Annotated in this window: 16 protein-coding genes; 6 read left to right on the top strand and 10 right to left on the bottom strand. The window is 64.7% G+C overall.

The window, feature by feature from the left end; translation table 11 throughout:
* Positions 1 to 52 precede the first annotated feature (52 nt).
* Both H7K34_RS14135 and pgm read right to left on the bottom strand, forming a co-directional pair.
* Positions 53 to 1,222: an MFS transporter gene (locus H7K34_RS14135; RefSeq protein ID WP_264062633.1), complete on the bottom strand. Its 1,170-nt coding sequence runs from the start codon at positions 1,220 to 1,222 to the stop codon at positions 53 to 55.
* 91 nt (positions 1,223 to 1,313) lie between these two features.
* The gene (gene pgm, locus H7K34_RS14130; RefSeq protein WP_264062632.1) at positions 1,314 to 2,945 is read right to left on the bottom strand and encodes a phosphoglucomutase (alpha-D-glucose-1,6-bisphosphate-dependent); all 1,632 of its coding nucleotides are present in this window, start codon (positions 2,943 to 2,945) and stop codon (positions 1,314 to 1,316) included.
* Positions 2,946 to 3,025: 80 nt separating this feature from the next.
* Between pgm and crcB (H7K34_RS14125) the strand changes: the two genes are divergently transcribed.
* From crcB (H7K34_RS14125) to H7K34_RS14115, 3 genes are read left to right on the top strand one after another with little or no spacing between them, the layout of a single operon-like run.
* Positions 3,026 to 3,421, top strand: a complete 396-nt coding sequence (gene crcB / locus H7K34_RS14125; protein WP_264062631.1) for a fluoride efflux transporter CrcB — start codon at positions 3,026 to 3,028, stop codon at positions 3,419 to 3,421.
* Complete coding sequence (gene crcB, locus H7K34_RS14120; RefSeq protein WP_264062630.1) at positions 3,421 to 3,795, top strand: fluoride efflux transporter CrcB; 375 nt, start codon at positions 3,421 to 3,423, stop codon at positions 3,793 to 3,795. The genes crcB (H7K34_RS14125) and crcB (H7K34_RS14120) overlap by 1 nt, the downstream gene beginning before the upstream one ends.
* The gene (locus tag H7K34_RS14115; RefSeq protein ID WP_264062629.1) at positions 3,792 to 4,889 is read left to right on the top strand and encodes a DUF190 domain-containing protein; all 1,098 of its coding nucleotides are present in this window, start codon (positions 3,792 to 3,794) and stop codon (positions 4,887 to 4,889) included. Before crcB (H7K34_RS14120) ends, H7K34_RS14115 begins: the two co-directional genes overlap by 4 nt.
* A gap of 26 nt (positions 4,890 to 4,915) precedes the next feature.
* Here H7K34_RS14115 and H7K34_RS14110 read toward each other — a convergent pair whose 3' ends face one another.
* Genes H7K34_RS14110 through H7K34_RS14095 form a run of 4 tightly spaced genes read right to left on the bottom strand, consistent with a single transcriptional unit; the run spans position 4,916 to position 7,914 of the window.
* On the bottom strand, positions 4,916 to 5,974 hold the full coding sequence (locus H7K34_RS14110; RefSeq protein ID WP_264062628.1) for a hypothetical protein: 1,059 nt from the start codon (positions 5,972 to 5,974) through the stop codon (positions 4,916 to 4,918).
* A 25-nt stretch (positions 5,975 to 5,999) separates the two neighbouring features.
* A complete protein-coding gene (locus H7K34_RS14105; protein WP_264062627.1) occupies positions 6,000 to 6,626 on the bottom strand; it encodes a GNAT family N-acetyltransferase in 627 nt (208 codons plus the stop codon).
* 34 nt (positions 6,627 to 6,660) lie between these two features.
* A complete protein-coding gene (locus tag H7K34_RS14100) occupies positions 6,661 to 7,533 on the bottom strand; it encodes an LLM class F420-dependent oxidoreductase (RefSeq protein ID WP_264062626.1) in 873 nt (290 codons plus the stop codon).
* Between the two features lie 24 nt (positions 7,534 to 7,557).
* Positions 7,558 to 7,914 carry a DUF488 domain-containing protein gene (locus H7K34_RS14095; protein ID WP_264062625.1) on the bottom strand — a complete coding sequence of 119 codons (357 nt, stop codon included), beginning with the start codon at positions 7,912 to 7,914 and terminating at the stop codon, positions 7,558 to 7,560.
* 125 nt (positions 7,915 to 8,039) lie between these two features.
* Here H7K34_RS14095 and H7K34_RS14090 point away from each other — a divergent pair, with 125 nt between their 5' ends.
* Entirely contained in the window at positions 8,040 to 9,440 is a 1,401-nt protein-coding gene (locus H7K34_RS14090; protein ID WP_372510794.1) for a protein adenylyltransferase SelO, read from the top strand.
* Between the two features lie 2 nt (positions 9,441 to 9,442).
* Here the strand turns inward: H7K34_RS14090 and H7K34_RS14085 are convergent, their stop codons facing one another.
* From H7K34_RS14085 to H7K34_RS14075, 3 genes are read right to left on the bottom strand one after another with little or no spacing between them, the layout of a single operon-like run.
* Complete coding sequence (locus tag H7K34_RS14085; protein ID WP_264062623.1) at positions 9,443 to 10,270, bottom strand: LLM class F420-dependent oxidoreductase; 828 nt, start codon at positions 10,268 to 10,270, stop codon at positions 9,443 to 9,445.
* Positions 10,271 to 10,330: 60 nt separating this feature from the next.
* A complete protein-coding gene (locus tag H7K34_RS14080; RefSeq protein ID WP_264062622.1) occupies positions 10,331 to 10,726 on the bottom strand; it encodes a DUF4267 domain-containing protein in 396 nt (131 codons plus the stop codon).
* Between the two features lie 21 nt (positions 10,727 to 10,747).
* Positions 10,748 to 13,030 carry an SDR family oxidoreductase gene (locus tag H7K34_RS14075; RefSeq protein ID WP_264062621.1) on the bottom strand — a complete coding sequence of 761 codons (2,283 nt, stop codon included), beginning with the start codon at positions 13,028 to 13,030 and terminating at the stop codon, positions 10,748 to 10,750.
* Positions 13,031 to 13,405: 375 nt separating this feature from the next.
* Here H7K34_RS14075 and H7K34_RS14070 point away from each other — a divergent pair, with 375 nt between their 5' ends.
* A complete protein-coding gene (locus H7K34_RS14070) occupies positions 13,406 to 16,291 on the top strand; it encodes an MMPL/RND family transporter (protein WP_264062620.1) in 2,886 nt (961 codons plus the stop codon).
* A 39-nt stretch (positions 16,292 to 16,330) separates the two neighbouring features.
* The gene (locus H7K34_RS14065) at positions 16,331 to 16,957 is read left to right on the top strand and encodes a DUF732 domain-containing protein (protein WP_264062619.1); all 627 of its coding nucleotides are present in this window, start codon (positions 16,331 to 16,333) and stop codon (positions 16,955 to 16,957) included.
* Here H7K34_RS14065 and H7K34_RS14060 read toward each other — a convergent pair.
* Complete coding sequence (locus H7K34_RS14060) at positions 16,954 to 17,847, bottom strand: DUF808 domain-containing protein (RefSeq protein WP_264062617.1); 894 nt, start codon at positions 17,845 to 17,847, stop codon at positions 16,954 to 16,956. The two genes, H7K34_RS14065 and H7K34_RS14060, sit on opposite strands and share 4 nt — an antisense overlap.
* Between the last annotated feature and the right edge of the window lie 20 nt (positions 17,848 to 17,867).

Below are 17,867 nucleotides of genomic sequence, written 5' to 3'. Positions count from 1 at the left end.
TGTCGTGCCCATCGAAGCTACACCACCGGCAACGGTCCTTCAAAGTTGCTGCTCAGACGGCATCCAGGTCCGCTTCAGACGGTAAGAGATCCGGTGCCGGATCGATGATCGTCCTGGTCTCCGGTGCCACCACCCAGCCGACCGCGGCGATCAGCAGCACGGCCCCGCTAATCGCGAAGCCCCAGGTATAGCTGAGCTGCTCGGCGGCCCAGCCGACCACCATGGACCCGACGATCGCGCCCAGATCCGTCACCATCTGGACCGGCGCTACGGGGAGGCCCGCGCGAGCCTCACCACCCAGGATGTCCGCGACGGCGGCCTGCAGCGGTGACATGAAGACGCCGGTCGTCGCGCCGCTCACCACCGCCGCGACCAGAAACGCCGGCAATGTCGACACGAGGCCAAGCCAGGCGGTCGCCACCCCGGAAGCCGCCAGGCCGACGATCAACAACGTGCGCCGTCCCATCCGGTCAGACAAGTAGCCACTGGGCACGACGGCTAGAGCATTCCCGCCCGCGAACGCCGCGAGCACCCAACCGATGACGCCGACGCTCCCGTGCATGATGTCGGCGATGAACAGCGGGACCAGCGCGACGCGCAGCCCAAACGCCGCCCAGCCCGTTGCGAAATTTGACAGCAGCGCCGATCGATACGCGCGGACCCGCAGCGCCTCGCGCATCGTCACCGTCGCTCGTGTCGGGGGCGGGGGCGCGGCCAGCTCCGAATTCCGCAGGCTATAGAACAGCACCACCGCCACACCGAGCATTGCGACGCCGTACACGACAAAGGGGGCGGTCAGCCCCCACCCCGCCGCCAGGCCGCCGACCGCTGGCCCCCCGACCGCGCCCACCATGAATGAGGTGGTGAACAGTCCCGCGATCCGTCCACGCGCATCGGGCGGGCTGATGTGAATCATCAGGCCCAGCGCCGAAACGTAAAACATTGTCGACCCGATGCCGCTGAGCGCACGGAAAAGCAGCAATTGCCAGTAAGTCTGCGAAAATGCGCACGCGGCTGTGGATACCGCCACGATCAGCAAACCACCGATATAGATACGCCGCTCACCCAACCGTTGGGCCAGTAACCCGCTTACCGGTGCGAAACACAATCGGGCCAATGAAAAGACGGTAACCAAGAAGGTCACCGCCTTGATGCTGACCCCGAACGTGCGCGCAAAGGTCGGTAACGCCGGTGAGACGACGCCGTAGCCGAGCGCGATCATGATATTTGCCCAGCTCAGAATCCAAACTTCGCGCGGCAACCGAACTGAAGACAACCCGCGCCCCCCGGGCGGGCAAGACGGAGGGAACAAGTCACCCAATGACTTTATTAACTACCTCGCGCGCCGTTTCTTGCACCTCGGCCAAATGCTCGGGCCCGTTGAAGGATTCAGCGTAGATCTTGTACACATCCTCGGTACCGGAAGGCCTTGCAGCAAACCACGCATTGGCGGTCGTCACCTTCAATCCACCCAGTGCGGCGCCGTTGCCCGGCGCGGCGGTCAGCTTTGCCGTGATCGGCTCCCCCGCCAACTCCGTCGCGGTCACCTGGTCGGCCGACAGCTTGGCCAGCCGGGCCTTCTGCTCGCGATCGGCGGGTTCGTCGACCCGGGCGTAGAACGGTGTGCCGTGCTTGTCGGCCAGCGCCTGATATTGCTGCGAGGGTGTGGCGCCGGTGACGGCGAGGATCTCGGAAGCCAACAGCGCCAGGATGATGCCGTCCTTGTCGGTAGTCCACACCGATCCGTCGCGCCGCAGGAACGACGCGCCTGCCGACTCCTCGCCGCCGAAGCCAATGGTGCCGCCGATCAGGCCGTCGACGAACCACTTGAACCCGACGGGCACCTCGACGAGTTTGCGGTCGATGCCCGCGACCACCCGGTCGATGATCGACGAACTGACCGCGGTCTTGCCGACCGCGATGCCGGCCGGCCAGGACGGTCGATGCGTATAGAGGTAGTCGATGGCCGCCGCCAGGTAGTGATTGGGATTCATCAGCCCCGCGTCGGGAGTGACGATGCCGTGGCGGTCTGAGTCCGCGTCGTTGCCGGTGGCGATCTGGTAGTGATCGCGGTTGGCGATCAGCGATGCCATCGCATTCGGGGAGCTGCAGTCCATCCGGATCTTGCCGTCATGGTCAAGCGTCATGAACCGCCAGGTCGCGTCGACCAGCGGATTGACCACGGTCAGCTCCAGGCTGTGCCGTTCGGCGATAGCGGCCCAGTAATCCACGCTGGCCCCGCCCAGCGGGTCGGCGCCGATCCGGACCCCGGCCTTACCGATCACGTCGACGTCGACGACGTTCGGCAGATCGGCGACGTAGGCGTCCAGGTAGTCGTGGCGCTGGGCGGTCTGCAGCGCGCGGGCCAGCGGGACCCGCTTCACCTCCGCACCACGGGCGCGCAGGATCTCGTTGGCGCGCTTGGCGATTGCGTTGGTCGCGTCGGCATCGGCCGGGCCGCCGTTGGGCGGGTTGTACTTGAAGCCGCCGTCGGCCGGCGGGTTGTGCGACGGCGTCACGACGATCCCGTCGGCCAGCGCGTCGGTGCGGCCGCGGTTGTAGGTAAGGATGGCGTGGCTGACTGCCGGAGTCGGCGTGTAGCGGTCGGCCGAGTCGATCTTGGCAACCACATCGTTGGCGGCCAGCACCTCGAGCGCGCTCACCCACGCCGGCTCGGAGAGACCGTGGGTATCCCGGCCGATGAACAACGGACCCCTCGTGCCGTGCGCGGCCCGGTACTCGACGATCGCCTGGGTGATCGCCAAGATATGGGCTTCGTTGAACGCACCGACCAGGGCCGAGCCGCGGTGGCCCGACGTGCCGAAGGCCACCTGCTGCGCAACGTCGTCGGGGTCGGGTTGGATGGAGTAATACGCCGTGACTAAATGGGATAGATCGACGAGGTCTTCGGGCTGGGCCGGCTGACCGGCTCGCGGGTTGGCCATATCTACAGATTGTGCCCGCGTCGGACGTTCACGTCGCTCTATGCTGCGTAGCGCATTGCCAAACGAAAGGGAACAAACCAGTGGCACAACCCGACTATCGCGAGTTGGCCGCGGTTTTCGTCGGCGGTGCGCTGGGCACGCTGGCGCGCGCCGCGCTGAGCACCCTTGCGGTCCCTGACCCCGCCGGCTGGCCATGGCCGACATTCGCCGTCAACATCGTCGGCGCGTTCCTGATCGGCTATTTCACCACCCGTCTGCTGGAGCGGCTGCCGTTGTCGAGCTATCGACGGCCGGTGCTGGGCACCGGATTGTGTGGCGGCTTAACCACTTTCTCCACGATGCAGGTCGAAACCCTGAAGATGCTTGAACACGGCCATTGGATGCTGGCGGTGTCCTACACGGTCGTCAGCATCGTGCTGGGATTGTTGGCAGTGCATCTGGCCACCGCTTTGGTCCGCCGGGTGCGGGTTCGCTGATGACCGCGACGATCATGTTGGTCTGGACCGGTGTCGTTGTCATTGGCGGCATCGGATCGGTGCTGCGTTTTCTGGTGGATCGCACGGTCACCCGCGGGGTGGCGCGGCCATTTCCGGTCGGCACGCTGGCGGTGAACATCACCGGCGCCTTGGCGCTCGGATTCCTCAGCGGCCTCGCATTGAGCAAGGACACGGCGATGCTGACGGGCACCGCTTTCGTCGGCGCCTACACCACGTTCTCCACCTGGATGCTGGAGACCCAACGCCTCGGCGAGGAGCGTCGGATGTGGGCGGCGACCGCCAACAGCGTGGTCAGCGTCGTGCTCGGCGTGGCCGCGGCATTACTTGGACAATGGCTGGCGGAGCAGCTATGAACCAGCCCTGCTTGAAGTTGACCGCGTACTTCGGTGAGCGCCAACGCGCCGTCGGTGACGGTGGGCGCTTTCTGGCCGATGCGATGTTCGACGTGTTCGGCGCCAACGACGTCGCGACCAGCGTGATGCTGCGCGGTATCGCAAGTTTCGGGTCGAGCCACGAGCTGCGCACCGACGTGTCGTTGAGCTTGTCCGAGGATCCCGCGGTGGCGATCGCCGCGGTCGACGTTGAGCCCAAGATCCGCTCCCTGGTCGACGGTGTGGCCGCGATGACCGGCCACGGGCTACTGACCCTGGAGCGGGCGCGGCTGTTCACCCGGCGACGAGGCACCGACGCGCTCGGCGGCTTCGAGGCGCACAACGGAGACGCCACAAAACTGACCGTGTATGTCGGCCGTCAAGAACGCATCGGCGCGAAGCCGGCGCACTACGCAGTCTGCGACCTGCTGTATCGACATGGATTCGCCGGCGCCATCGTGCTTCTCGGCGTCGACGGCACAGCACACGGACAGCGCCATCGGGCGCACTTCTTCGGCCGCAATGTCAATGTTCCGATGATGATCATCGGCATCGGAACAACTGATCAGGCATCTGATGCCGCAACGGAATTGGCCGACATTCTGACCGACCCGCTGATGACGGTCGAACGGGTGCGATTGTGCAAGCGCGACGGAGAGACGTTCGCACGCCCGCAGCAGCTACCGATGACGGACAGCCAGGGACGCACCCTGTGGCAAAAGCTGATGGTGTACACGGCCGAAACCACCCGGCACGAGGCGCTGCCGATCCACCGCGCACTCGTACAGCGACTGCTGCACTGCGGAACAGCCCGCGGGGCGACGGTGTTGCGTGGCCTCTGGGGGTTCCACGGCGACCATAAACCGCACGGGGACAAGATGTTTCAGGTCGCGCGGCGGGTTCCGGTGACAACCATCATCGTCGACACCCCAGAGTCGATCGCGCGAAGTTTCGACATCGTCGACGAGCTGACCGGCAGCCACGGGCTGGTCACCAGCGAAATGGTGCCGGCCGTTTTGTCACTGGACGACACGCAACGCCTCGGCGACATCTCGCTGGCACAGCTCGACTACTGACGCTAAGCCTGTTCGCCTACAACCGCTTAGCGGTGTGGGTGGCACGGCGGGATGAGGGCTTTGTCGTCGTCGATCAGCTGGCCGATGATCGCGTGGTAGGTGACTTGCCGAGCGACTACTTCGTCGCCGGGCTGGGTTGCGAAGGAGTCTTGTCGCGCCTCAGTCACCAGCTTGAGTGCCTCTGTGGAGATCTTGGCGATGCGGCGCAGGTGCGGCGCGAGATCGGGCGCGGACACCTGCTGCGAGTAGGCGATCAGTCGATCCGACCAGTCCTGGTACTTGTCCAGGCCGGGCCCGCCGGGGTTGATCAGCGTGGAATCGAGCATGTCGGGGTGGGCGTGGATGAAGCCAACGACCGCGTTGGCGGTACGACAGTCCCGGCTGGGCTGGCCCTGCTGGTACACCGCGACGATTGCTCCGGCGACTGCGACGGCGACCACGGCCGCAAAGGCCAGACGGAAACGCCGGCTCGGCGGCGGCGCGGCGGAGTCCTGGGTATCAGCCAGCGCCGACAGTGCAGGCGGGCTCAAGGCGGCCGCCGAACGCACCAGCTCAAGGCGTTGCGGCAATCGGCGTGCTCGCTGCGATGCCCAGGCCATTCGAGCCGCCACCAGCAGCGCCAGCGCACTCCAGGTCAGCGCGCCGCGCGCATTGTTGCCGATGAATTCCAGCACTCCGGCCACCACCCACAGCAGCGGCACGCACCAAGCCAGCCTCTTCTGCCACCGCGGCACCCGCCGCTGGTACGCCATCGAGAGGTTGCCGATGCGAATGGCGGCCGCCAAGACCGCCGGATCGGAGGGGGCCTCACCACGCCGCAGCGCCCCGACCGCTTGCGAGCGTTGCGCCCGGCTCAATCCGGCCACGGTCCGCGCATAGCTCTGCTGTACCGGGCGCCGGGAAAGGGTTATCAGCGCGGTCGCGATCACGCTGAAGCCCAGGACCGACAGCAGTGGCCACGTCCAGCCGCAGGAGGCAAAGCCGGAGAATCCGAGCACACAAATCGCGCCGAGCGTGACGGTGAAGGTTGCCGCATTCACCAGCCACAGCACCCCCCATGGCGCCGCCACAAGTCGAGCCCACATGGCTGTTCACTTTCGCAGAGACAGATCAGCTCTCGCGAGGCCGGGGCACGTCATCGGGCGTCCGGGGCAGCACGTACAGCGCCATCCGCCGGTTGGACATATCGTGCTCGCCGAGAAACACGCAGCCACCACGCTCACAGAACTTGCGCGCCAACACGTTGCGGTGGTCGGGATCAAACATGATCCGGCGACACTCCGGTTCAAGCTCGAAGATGCTGATCAACAAGTACGGCAGCAAGTAGCTGACGTGCCCCTGACTCAGATAATCCAGATCGGCGACGGCGACGTGTAACCCTAAATCGTAGGGATCGTAGTCATATCTCGCCGCGATGGAATCCTTTGCTGCTCTGTAGAGTTCGAGGTATCCGTGGTCTACCCCGTCCAGGCTGGCCACGAAGGGGCGGGAGAAGTCACTGTCGAGTTGCGCACGCAGATAACGACGCCAGCGCTCCGGTGGCCAGGGATACTCCCACGATTCGGCCAAATGCGGTCGGTTCATCCAGTCAGAGATCAACTCGGCATCGATATCGGGATCAGCAAGACGCAAGCCGTACGGCGCCGGCAGTTGCGGTATCGGCGGCGGCGCGATATTTCGGATCTCGGCGCTGACGCCGGTCAGTTGGCGGGGCAGGATCGCTTCGGAGTTACTCATGTCTTCCGGCGAGATTACCCCCTCCCCCCGGGGCCTACCTGCGGTTCTTGATCCACCGTTCGGCGAGCGCGGCCACCCAGTCGGCGGCCGCGTCCGCACTCTCAGGCGGGGTCGCCACCAAGACCAGTTCGTCGACCCCCAATTCGGCTAACGCGCCGACGTCGCTATCGCGCGGATTGCGAAGTGCCACTGCCAACCGCAGCCCGGCACGGTCACGGCCCGACTCGACGCAAAACCGGTCCAGCCTGCCAACGCAATCGCGCACCGCGGCCACATCGTCGAGGTTGAATCCGTACCAACCGTCGCCCCAGCTTGCCACCCGACGCAGCGCTGGATCACTGTTGCCGCCCAACATAATCGGGATGCGACGATCGCGAACAGGCTTGGGATTCACCCGAATCGACTCGAAGCCGACAAACTTCCCGCCGAACGAGGCGATGTCGTCGCGCCACAACGTGCGCATCGCCGCTACGTACTCGGCGGTGCGCGCCGCGCGATGCGCGAAAGGCACTCCAAGAGCAGCGAATTCCTCCCTGGACCACCCGACGCCCACGCCCAGCGTCAGCCGCCCGCCACTCAACCGGTCCAAACTCGCCGCCTGCTTAGCCACCACCACCGGGTTGTGCTCGGGCAGCAGCAGGACGCCCGTCGCCACGGTGATCCGTGACGATGCCGCCGCGGCGAACGCCAGCGCGATCATCGGGTCAAGCCAATCTGCCTGCACCGGAACGGCAATGGCGCCGTCATCGGAGTACGGGTAGTGCGAGGCAGATCGATCAACCATGACAACGTGCTCACCCGCCCACAAGGTGGCGAAACCGCATTCGTCGGCCGAGGAAGCGACGGCATCGATCACCGCCCGATCGGCACCGGCGCCGATTCCCAGAGCGTGCAATCCAATCTGCATCGCACGATCGTCTCACGCGTCGATTCAGCGGCTTTTGAGCAACTTCGCCAACACCGCCGCATGGCTTGCCTCCACTTCCCGGGTGGCGGTAACCAGGGTCACGACCTCTCGTTTGGCCAGCTGGCGCAGCTCGTCGAGCGCGGTGTTGCCGGTCAGTTCGGCTTGGTAGCGCGACGCGAATTCGTCGAAACGTTCCGGCTGATGGTGGTACCAGTCGCGTAATTCTTTCGACGGCGCAACGTCCTTGCACCAGATGCCTACCCGTGGGTCGTCCTTACGGATCCCCCGCGGCCAGATTCGATCAACCAGGACGCGCTGGCCGTCGTCGGGGTCGATGTCGTCGTAGAGACGCCCGACCCGAATACGGCTTTTGGCGCTCATCCCGCCAGCGTAGCCACCGCACCCAAAGGGCCGGGTGCGTCGATGCTCGTAGTCTCGATGGGGTGAGTGTCGCTTCGGAGATCAGCGTCCCCCTGCAAGACCGCTTCGCCCGCGAGCTGCCCGAGATGGGGGTGCGCTGGCAGGCCGAGACGACTCCGGCCCCGCAGCTGCTTGTGCTCAACGAGTCGCTGGCCACCGGGCTCGGTCTGGACGCCGCCTGGCTGCGGGGTCCCGACGGGCTGCGCTTTCTCGCCGGCAATCTGCTGCCCAGCGGCGCGGTCCCGGTCGCGCAGGCCTACGCCGGGCATCAATTCGGCGGCCTTGTCCCGCGGTTGGGCGACGGACGCGCACTGCTGCTGGGCGAGCTGGCCGACGAGCACGGCCGCGTACGCGACATCCACCTCAAAGGATCCGGGGCGACACCGTTCGCCCGTGGTGGCGACGGGCTCGCGGCGGTCGGCCCGATGCTGCGCGAATACGTGGTTAGTGAAGCGATGCACGCCCTCGGTGTCCCGACGACGCGTTCGTTGGCCGTGGTCGCCACCGGGCGGCCGGTGCAGCGCGACTCACTGCTGCCGGGGGCCGTGCTCGTCCGCGTCGCCAGCAGCCACCTGCGGGTCGGGAGCTTCCAGTACGCGGCCCTCACCCGCGACGCCGGCCTGCTGCGACGGCTGGCCGACCATGCGATCGCGCGCCACTACCCCGGCGCGGCAGGGGCCGAAAACCCGTATCGCGCGCTGTTCGAATCGGTGGTCGGTGTCCAGGCCTCGTTGATCGCTCGGTGGATGCTGATCGGATTCGTCCACGGCGTGATGAACACCGACAACACCACGATCTCCGGCGAAACGATCGATTACGGCCCGTGCGCGTTCATGGAGGCCTACGACCCCGACACCGTTTTCAGCTCGATCGACCATTGGGGGCGCTACGCGTACGGCAATCAGCCCGCCATCGCCGGGTGGAATCTGGCCCGGTTCGCAGAGGCATTGCTTCCGTTGTTATCCGACGAAATCGAGGAGGGAGTCGCGTTCGCCGAGGAGACGTTCGGGGAATTCCAAACCGAATACGACGCCATGTGGGCGTCTGGCATGCGCGCCAAACTCGGCCTGCCAGCGAGTGTCGCGGCCGGGGCCGTAACGGCGCTGGCCGATCAGTTGCTGCGGCTACTCAAGGAAAGCCACGTCGACTACACCTCGTTCTTCCGCCACCTCGGCCACGCGGCCCGGGGCGACGCCGAACCCGCGCGCGGTGTGTTCATCGACCTCGCCGGCTTCGACGATTGGATGTCGGGCTGGCGCGGGTTGCGCCCCGACGCCGAATTGATGGATCGCACGAACCCGATCTATATTGCGCGAAATCACTTGGTCGAAGAGGCACTGGCCGCGGCGACGACGGGCGATCTCGGTCCAGTCGAGCAGCTCCTCGACGCCGTGACCGCTCCCTACGACGAGCGGCCAGGCCTCGAGCGCTACACCAGCCCGGCTCCTGAAGACTTTGGAACCTACCAAACATTTTGCGGCACTTAGCCTTACATAACCTCTGCGAATTCGGCCCGCAACTGGTCCAAGCGTCGAAGCGTCTCGTCTCGGGGCTCGGTCTCCAGCTCTACTAGAACGTGCTCAACACCGATATCACGATAGCCCTCAACGGCTTTCGCTGTCGATTCCCCCATGTGCATGTTGATCAGCGGCACGTCGTGCCCGGCCACCGCGCGCAATTCTTCGAGCTGACCCGAAAGCGCGTTCGGTGAGGGAGCCATCGCGATCCAGCCCGCCTTCAACCGGGCGATGCGCTTGAAACCGGCCGGCCCGCCGCCGATGTAAAGCGGCGGATGCGGCTTCGTCAACGGTTTCGGCCACCCGTAGATCGGGTCGAAATTCACGAAATCACCGTGGAATTCCGCTTTTTCCTGTGTCCAGATCTCGATCATCGCGCGCAGCCGCTCGTCAGCCACGCGTCCGCGAACAGCGGGATCGACACCATGGTTGGCGATCTCTTCGCGTAGCCAGCCCACGCCGACACCGAAGCGGAAACGCCCCTGTGACACCAGATCCAGCGACACCACTTCCTTGGCTGTCAGGATCGGGTCGCGCTGGGGAATCAAGGCGATACCGGTGCCCAGGACCAAATTCTCGGTGGCCCCCGCCGCCGCGGTCAACGCCACGAACGGATCCAGAGTCCGGTAATACTTGCGCGGGATCGGACCGCCCAGCGGGTAGGCAGTCTTCGCCTCGACCGGAATGTGCGTGTGCTCGGCAAGGAACAGCGCCCCAAACCCACGCTCCTCAACTGCTCTACCCAGCTCGACGGGGCCGATCCCCTCGTCGGTCGCAAAAGTCAGGACACCGATACCCACGTCCGCTCCCTTCGCCGATTGACGGTCACCAGTCAACCCCATCCGGGCTCGCGGCGGGCCTCAGTCCTCCAACGTCTCCGCCGCTGCAGGTGCGGGCCGCGCCGCGCCCCACAATCCAACGCCGATTCCGATGACGGCGCCGCCCAGGCCGATCAGCTGCTGTGAGCGTTTGAGTTCTTGATGCACACTGAGTCCGCCCAGCAGATCGGCCGCATCGGCTCCGCCGGACGCCAGGAACCAGCCGCGGGTGTTCTTGCCGCGCAGCGCCGCCGTCGCGAGCAGCCCGCCGATCAATGCGTCGCGGTAGCCCATCGATCGCAACAGCAGTCGCGCCGTCGGCGTCGGCTCCCCAGGGTCGCCCCAGAGCCGGTTCGCACCCAGCGGATCGACGAGAAAGTGGACACCTGAAGCAAGTCGGATACTGCCCGCGATAAGCGCGGCACGGTCGATCGCCATGGCCGCAGCCTACTGCGCCGTCTACCGGGCCGCCCCAATTTCGTTGGCTGCTGTGGCAACGGCATGTTTCGCGAGACGGGTCACGGCGGGAGCGCAGCTTTCGATGACTGCCTGTAGTTCCTGCGCGGACAACCGATTAGAGGCGCCGGTAAACCTCGGGTCGATGACGCTGGCGCCGAATTCCAGCCACTTCGGGTCCGCGTCGACGTCGAGGAAACGCGCCAGCCGCGCCAGCGATGACCGGGTATCGGCCACCAGGTCGGCGTACGACAGCGGGAGATAGCGGTCTGCATCCAGATCGGCGAGTTCGGCTTCGCCGGTGACGATCAGCTCGCTCCACATACGAGCGAATCGGCTGACGGGCATGTTCTGACCCATCAGGTATTCGACCTCGCAGGTGTCGCCGACCAAAGAGGCGAGCTCGATCGGTATCGCCGTCGGATCCAGCCGCAGCCCGGGATGGCGACGCTCCGGATCGAAATCAAGCAGCTCCAGCGCGTCCTGAATCAGCGCCATCAAGCGAAATCCGGTGTGGTCGCTCATCGAAACCGCCGTGTCCGGACCATCCCGGAATAGGTGCACGAACTTCGCGTCCGGAAACGTCTCCCGTAACCACGGGACACTGCTCAGCGACATGGCCGACAGCTCGACTACGACAGTCCCGCCGAAATATGTTGCCAGCCAAGCGAAGAGACGCTCGTAGTGCAGCCGCGAGGTCTGTTCCGGCCACGACGGAACCTCCGCGGAAAGGGCGTCGAACACGGCGTCGGGGTCCGACGTCAGATGCGGCAGCGTCATCATGGAGATCGCGGGAATCCCGGTCGTGCTCGCATCGAACCGGGTCCCCTGCAGTCGTGGATAGATGAACTCCGGCATGGCCGAACCGCCCCGGACCATCGAATCGAAGATCGGGTGCGGCTCAGCCAGCATCCGCCAGAACTGCTCACCCGACAGGACGTGATCGGCCGCCGACGAAGCACGCACCGACAGGTAGAACTCGTTGAGGCTGAGCACATCCGGGTGCGCGCTGAGGATTCGCGACAGTGCGGTGGATCCGCTTCGTCCGACCGTGACGATGAATGTCAACCCTCGCGTGGGACGAGCCTCGTCGGCGCTGTGGGCAGTCACATCGAAGGGACGCCCAATCGATACCAGGGGTTCAACCGCCGGCGCCGACTCGCGGGGCTGGCGCGGTTCGGATTTCACCGTGAAGTAGCGCTTGTACCGCCCCACGCTTCCCAGCAGGTACTCGAAGTCGACAACCGTCCGGCGGTGCGGCTCTCCGATCACCGCTCGGGCATCGGTCGTGTCGTAGGTCCGGCTGTGCTCCAGGTAGGGCATGAATCCGCTGGCCCACCGCAGGCGGCGTTCCAGCAGATTGGGGTTCTCAATCGGTCCCTCGACCAGCGTCAAGGGGATCGGAGACACGGCGTTGAAAAGTTCGACCAGAGTTTGCACAGCGACGTCGTGATGGTGAACGACGTGGAAGCTACTCAGGCCATCGGGTGCCAGCCGCATCAGCCGAACCATCTCGTCGGCGGCCTCGTCGGCCGGCATGTAGTTCAAGTGGCCGTTGAGATCACCTCGCAGGCGCATTGACAAATTGGTGCGCAACGGTCGTCCGGAAACCGAGAACAGGCGCATCCCGCTGTCTGCCGACGTCGAAAGAAACGAAAGCGGGTGCAACGGAAAGTCCGGATGCGGCGGCCGCTCGACGATCAGGGCGCTCGGCCGAAACACCACGACCCGGCGCCCGGTGCGCCGCGCCCACTCCCGCACCAGCGTTTCGGACTCGAATTTGGACTGTTCGTAGTTGTTCTCGAATCCTTGGTCGTCGCGCAGCTCGGTCTCGTAGATGCGACCCGTCCGGCGCCGGCCGGCAACGAAGGCGGTCGACACATGGAACAGATCCGGCTCCCGCGACCCGGCCTCGGCCAGTTCGAGGATGCGCGTGGTACCGCCGACATTCGTACATCGAAGGTCGGCGAGATCGGCGTCCAGCTCGATGATCCCGGCGCAATGTAGGATCGCGTCAACGCTGTCGGCAAGGTCCTGAAACTGTTGATCCGATAACCCGAGCTTGGGCGCGGCGAGATCCACCGGCACGACGGTGAATCTTTCGCGCAGCTCGCCCTCGGCCCACACCAGCCCGTCGGTGACCGCGAGCGGGAGAGCCTTATGGATGCGCAGTACCGGGTCGGACTGCGGCCGAGTCAGCAAGGTGAACGTATCGTCCTCGCGGAGGAGTTCGCTCAGGATGTGAACCCCGAGAAACCCGGTCGCGCCGGTGATCGCCCAATGCATTGACATCCCGTCCTCGCGCGAACTCCGCGCGCAAACAAGCCCCGATTAGCCTGCCCGCGAACTTACTGGTCCATCAGAGGTGCCGCCATGCAACTGATAGACGCAAATGGTTACCGCAGGTCACAGCCCTGTCGGGCGCGCGCGAAACCGGGCCGCTACGGTCAGGTGTAATAGGTTTCCTGTCGCCACCGATGCATCAATGAGAGACTTTGGAAGCCTTGCGTGGATATCACCTGCTCTCGGGGCGGGGCGACTGCATCACCAGAGGAGACGAGCAATAGTGACAGCAGCTGCTGGCGCACCGGGGTGGAGGGCGTGGTCGACCGTGACCACATCCGACGTGAACGCCGACAACTTCTGCCGCCTGAGGGCCGCATGACCGATCAACGCGTGAACGGCGGACGTCGTACGCCCCGCGTCGCGCGGACGATCCATCTGTTGTCGGTGCCCATCATCCTGGCGTGGCTGGCTCTCACCGTCATCGTGACCATCGGCGTGCCCTCGCTCGAGCGAGTGGAGCAGGAGCGCTCGGTATCGCTGAGCCCCAAAGATGCGCCGTCGATCAAGGCCATGCAGCGAATGGGCCAGGACTTCAACGAATCCGATTCGGACGCCTTGGCGATGATTGTCCTGGAGAGCGATCAGCCGCTGGGCGACGACGCTCACCACTACTACAACCAGTTGCTCCGTCAATTGGGAAACGACCCGCGGCATGTGCAGCACATCCAGGATTTATGGGGCAACCCAGTCACGGCGGGTGGCGCCCAAAGCGAGGACGGTAAAGCCGCGTACGTGCAACTGAAGCTCGCCGGCAACCAAGGCACCAGCACGGCGAACCAATCAGCTGACGCCGTCCGCAAGATCGTAGAGCGCACGCCCGCACCGGCGGGAGTCAAGGTCTACGTCACCGGCCCCGCCCCGCTCATCTCGGACCTGAATCACAGCGGCCAGAGGACGATCCTCAAGGTCACCGTGGTGAGCCTCGTGGTGATCTTCGCGATGTTGCTCCTCGTCTACCGGTCTATTGGCACCGTCGTCCTGCTGTTGCTGATGGTCGGAATAGAGCTGCAAGTCGCGCGCCAAATCGTCGCATTCCTCGGAAATGTCGGCGCCATCAGCCTTTCCACCTTCGCCGTCAATCTGCTGATCACTCTCGGGATCGCGGCGGGGACCGACTACGGGATCTTTTTCGTCGGCCGCTATCAAGAGGCACGCCAGGCCGGCGAAGATCCGGTAACGGCCTACTACACGACGTACCGGAGCACGGCGAAGGTTGTCTTAGCTTCCGGCTTGACGATCGCCGGATCTGTCTTCTGCCTCAGTTTCACCCGGATGCCGTATTTCCAGACGATCGGTGTCCCCTGCGCGGTGGGCATGCTGGTTGCCGTCGCGATTGCGCTGACGCTGGTTCCTGCCGTGCTGGCCGTCGGTGGCCGATTCGGCCTGTTCGAGCCCGCGCGAAGGATCACGGTGCGGCGCTGGCGACGGATCGGCACGGCAGTAGTGCGCTGGCCGGGACCGATTTTCGCCGCGGCGTGCGCGGTCACTCTGGTCGGCCTGCTGGCACTGCCGGGATACACCACCAACTACCACGACCGCGTGTACCTCCCCGACGACCTCCCGACGAATCAGGGATATGCGGCCGCAAGTCGGCACTTTCCCCTGGGCCGGATGTTGCCCGAGTTCGTGTTGATCGAGGCCAATCACGACATGCGTAATCCCTCCGATTTTCTGGTGTTGGAGCGATTGGCCAAGGGTGTCCTCGCGGTTCCTGGTGTTTCTCGAGTGCAATCTGTCACTCGGCCGGCGGGCACCGCGATGGCACATACGACCATCCCGTTCCGGTTCGGCGTTATGAACGCGAGTCAGCTGGTCAATCTCGAATATCAGAAAGCCCGCATGAACGACATGCTCACGCAGGCCGAAGAGCTGAACAAAACGATCGGAATCACAACAACGCTGTACCACCTAATCCTGCAGCTGAACGCCGTGACCCATGACCTGGCCGGCAGGACGCACGACGTTCAGGCAATCACCGGTGAGATCCGAGATCAGATTTCGAATTTCGAGGATTTTTTGAGGCCGATCCGTAGCTACTTCTACTGGGAAAAGCACTGCTACGACATTCCGGTCTGCTTTGCGATCAGATCTCTTTTCGATTCGTTCGACGGCATCGACGAGATCAACGACAAACTGGGCGAACTAGTTGTAGACGTCGACAAGATCGACATCTTGATGCCGAAACTGGCCGCAGAGCTCCCGATTCAGATTGAAACCATGAAGAGCATGCGCACCATGATGCTGACGATGCACTCCACCATGAGCGGAATCATCGGCCAGGCCGACTCGCAGGGCAACATCTCGACGCAGATGGGCGAAGCGTTCGACGCCGCGAAAAACGATGATTCGTTCTACCTGCCGCCGGAGGTTTTCCAGAACCCAAGCTTCCAGCGGGTTATGGGACTGTTCATGTCGCCGGACGGGAAAGCGGCGCGCATGACCATTTCGGATCGGGGCGATCCCGCAACCACCGAAGGTATCGCGCGCGTCGAAGCGATAAAGAATGCGGCCGAGGAATCACTTAAGTCGACGCCGCTGGAGAACACCAATATTTACGTCGGAGGCGTCTCGGCGACGTACAAAGACCTGCAAGATGGCTCCGAGTATGACCTCATGATCGCCGGGATTGCGTCGCTCTGCCTCATCTTTGCCATCATGCTGATGATCACGCGGAGTTTTGTGGCGGCCATGGTGATCGTGGGTACCGTCGTAACGTCGCTGGGGGCATCCATCGGATTGTCCGTGCTGCTGTGGCAGCACATTATCGGGCTCGGGCTGGAATGGCTCGTATTGCCGATGTCCGTCATCATTCTGTTGGCCGTCGGATCTGACTACAATTTGCTTCTCGTCTCCCGAATGAAAGAAGAACTCGCCGCCGGTATAAACACCGGCATCATTCGGGCGATGGGCGGTACCGGCAAGGTCGTCACGGCCGCGGGCTTGGTATTCGCCGTCACGATGGCCTCGATGGTCGTCAGCGACCTGATGGTGATCGGCCAAATCGGCACCACGATCGGTCTGGGCTTGCTGTTCGACACCTTGATCGTGCGCGCGTTCATGACACCGTCCATCGCCGCGCTGCTCGGACGCTGGTTCTGGTGGCCACTGCGAGTGCGACCGCGGCCGGCGAGTTTCCTGCTTCGGTCTGAGGGCACGCGTCCGCAGGTCCGTGAGCTGCTCGGCACCCGGGCGCCCAACTAGCTCCCCAAGTCGTCGTTGGCGGCCGCTACCATGGCCGTCATGTCCGAGCCGGTACCAGCTACCGACAAGACTGCCGGGCTGGGCGGGGACGAGACAGCTGCCGCGCCCACTTCCGCGGAGCCCGAGGCCGCCACTTCGGCGAACTCGGCCGGCCTGGCGTGGTCCCGCGACGACGACGTCGAGACGCCGCCCGAAAAGGCGAACCAGCGCCAATCGTGGCGGTCGACCTGGCGCACCGCCGCCGCTCTGCTCGCGGCCGGGCTCGTGATCGCTGGCGCGATTGTCTTGGGGCGTTCGCTGTTGACCCCGCATCCGAAAGTCGCGGCGCCCCCACCGGCCGCGGCGCCGACATCAACGGCAGCCCCCACGACACCCAGGTCGGCATCGACGGCTGCGCCGTCATCGATCGTGTCGACGCCGGATCAGGACAACAAGTACGTTCAGTCCCTCAACGACCGGGGAATCTCCTTCGCCAATCCCGACGCCGCCATCTACAACGGCAAGATGGTGTGCGAGAACATCCGTCTGGGCATGACGGTGCAGCAGATAATCGCAGATTTCCGGACGAGCAACCCCGCACTTGCCAGCGACGCCGAGGCGTACGTGACCATCTCGGTACACGCCTATTGCCCGCAGCACAACAACCTGGTCGGTAGCGGGCCTTAACGACCTCGCCGGGCCCGTGACAGCAGCTGAACGACCGCGAAACCAGCGAATCCGACGATCAACCCGATCGCCGTGGACACCCCGGCATTGAGCAGCCAGGCCAGCGCGCCACCAACGGAATCGACGGCAAGGCCAACCTGATGCTCGCCGTGGTGAACCAGGCCCCGCGGTGCGTGCCAACCCAGGTGATCGACGCCGTCGAGCAAGATGTGTCCGCCTACCCAGAGCATCGCCACCATCCCGGTGGCCGAGAGCGCTGAAAGCAGTCGGGGCATCGCCGCGACCAAGCCCCGGCCGAGTCGCTGGCCGATTCGGGATCCGGTCGACGTGAGATGCAAGCCGACGTCGTCCATTTTGACGATGACGGCCACGACGCCGTAGACCGCCACGGTGAGGATCAAGGCAACCACGATCAGGATGATCAACCGCGGCAGGAACACCTGGTCGGCGACCTCATTCAGGGCGATCACCATGATCTCGGCGGACAGCACCAAGTCGGTCCGGACCGCCCCGGCCACCAGGACATTCTCGGCCGCCGGCGCTGCGTGGGCGTGATGACCGTGGAAACTCCCCCACACCTTCTCCGCGCCTTCGTAGCACAAATAGACGGCGCCGAGCATCAGGATCGGGGTCACCAGCCGGGGCGCGAACTGACTGAGCAACATCGCGACGGGCAGGATCAACAAGAGCTTGTTGCGTAGGGATCCAATCGCGATCCGCCTGATAATCGGCAGCTCGCGCTCGGCGGCGATGCCGTGCACGTACTGCGGCGTCACGGCGGTGTCGTCGATGATCACGCCGGCCGCCTTGGCTGTCGCGCGGCCGCTGGCCGCCGCCAGGCGTGCCAGAACCGCGACGTCGTCGAGGAGCCCGAAGAGACCTGCACTCATCGTGTCCCCGCCATGGCGTT

Source organism: Mycobacterium montefiorense (genome assembly GCF_025823255.1).
GTDB lineage: Bacteria > Actinomycetota > Actinomycetes > Mycobacteriales > Mycobacteriaceae > Mycobacterium > Mycobacterium montefiorense.
The sequence above is the reverse complement of the archived record's forward strand: the minus strand, read 5'-3'. Positions and strand labels throughout refer to the sequence as shown.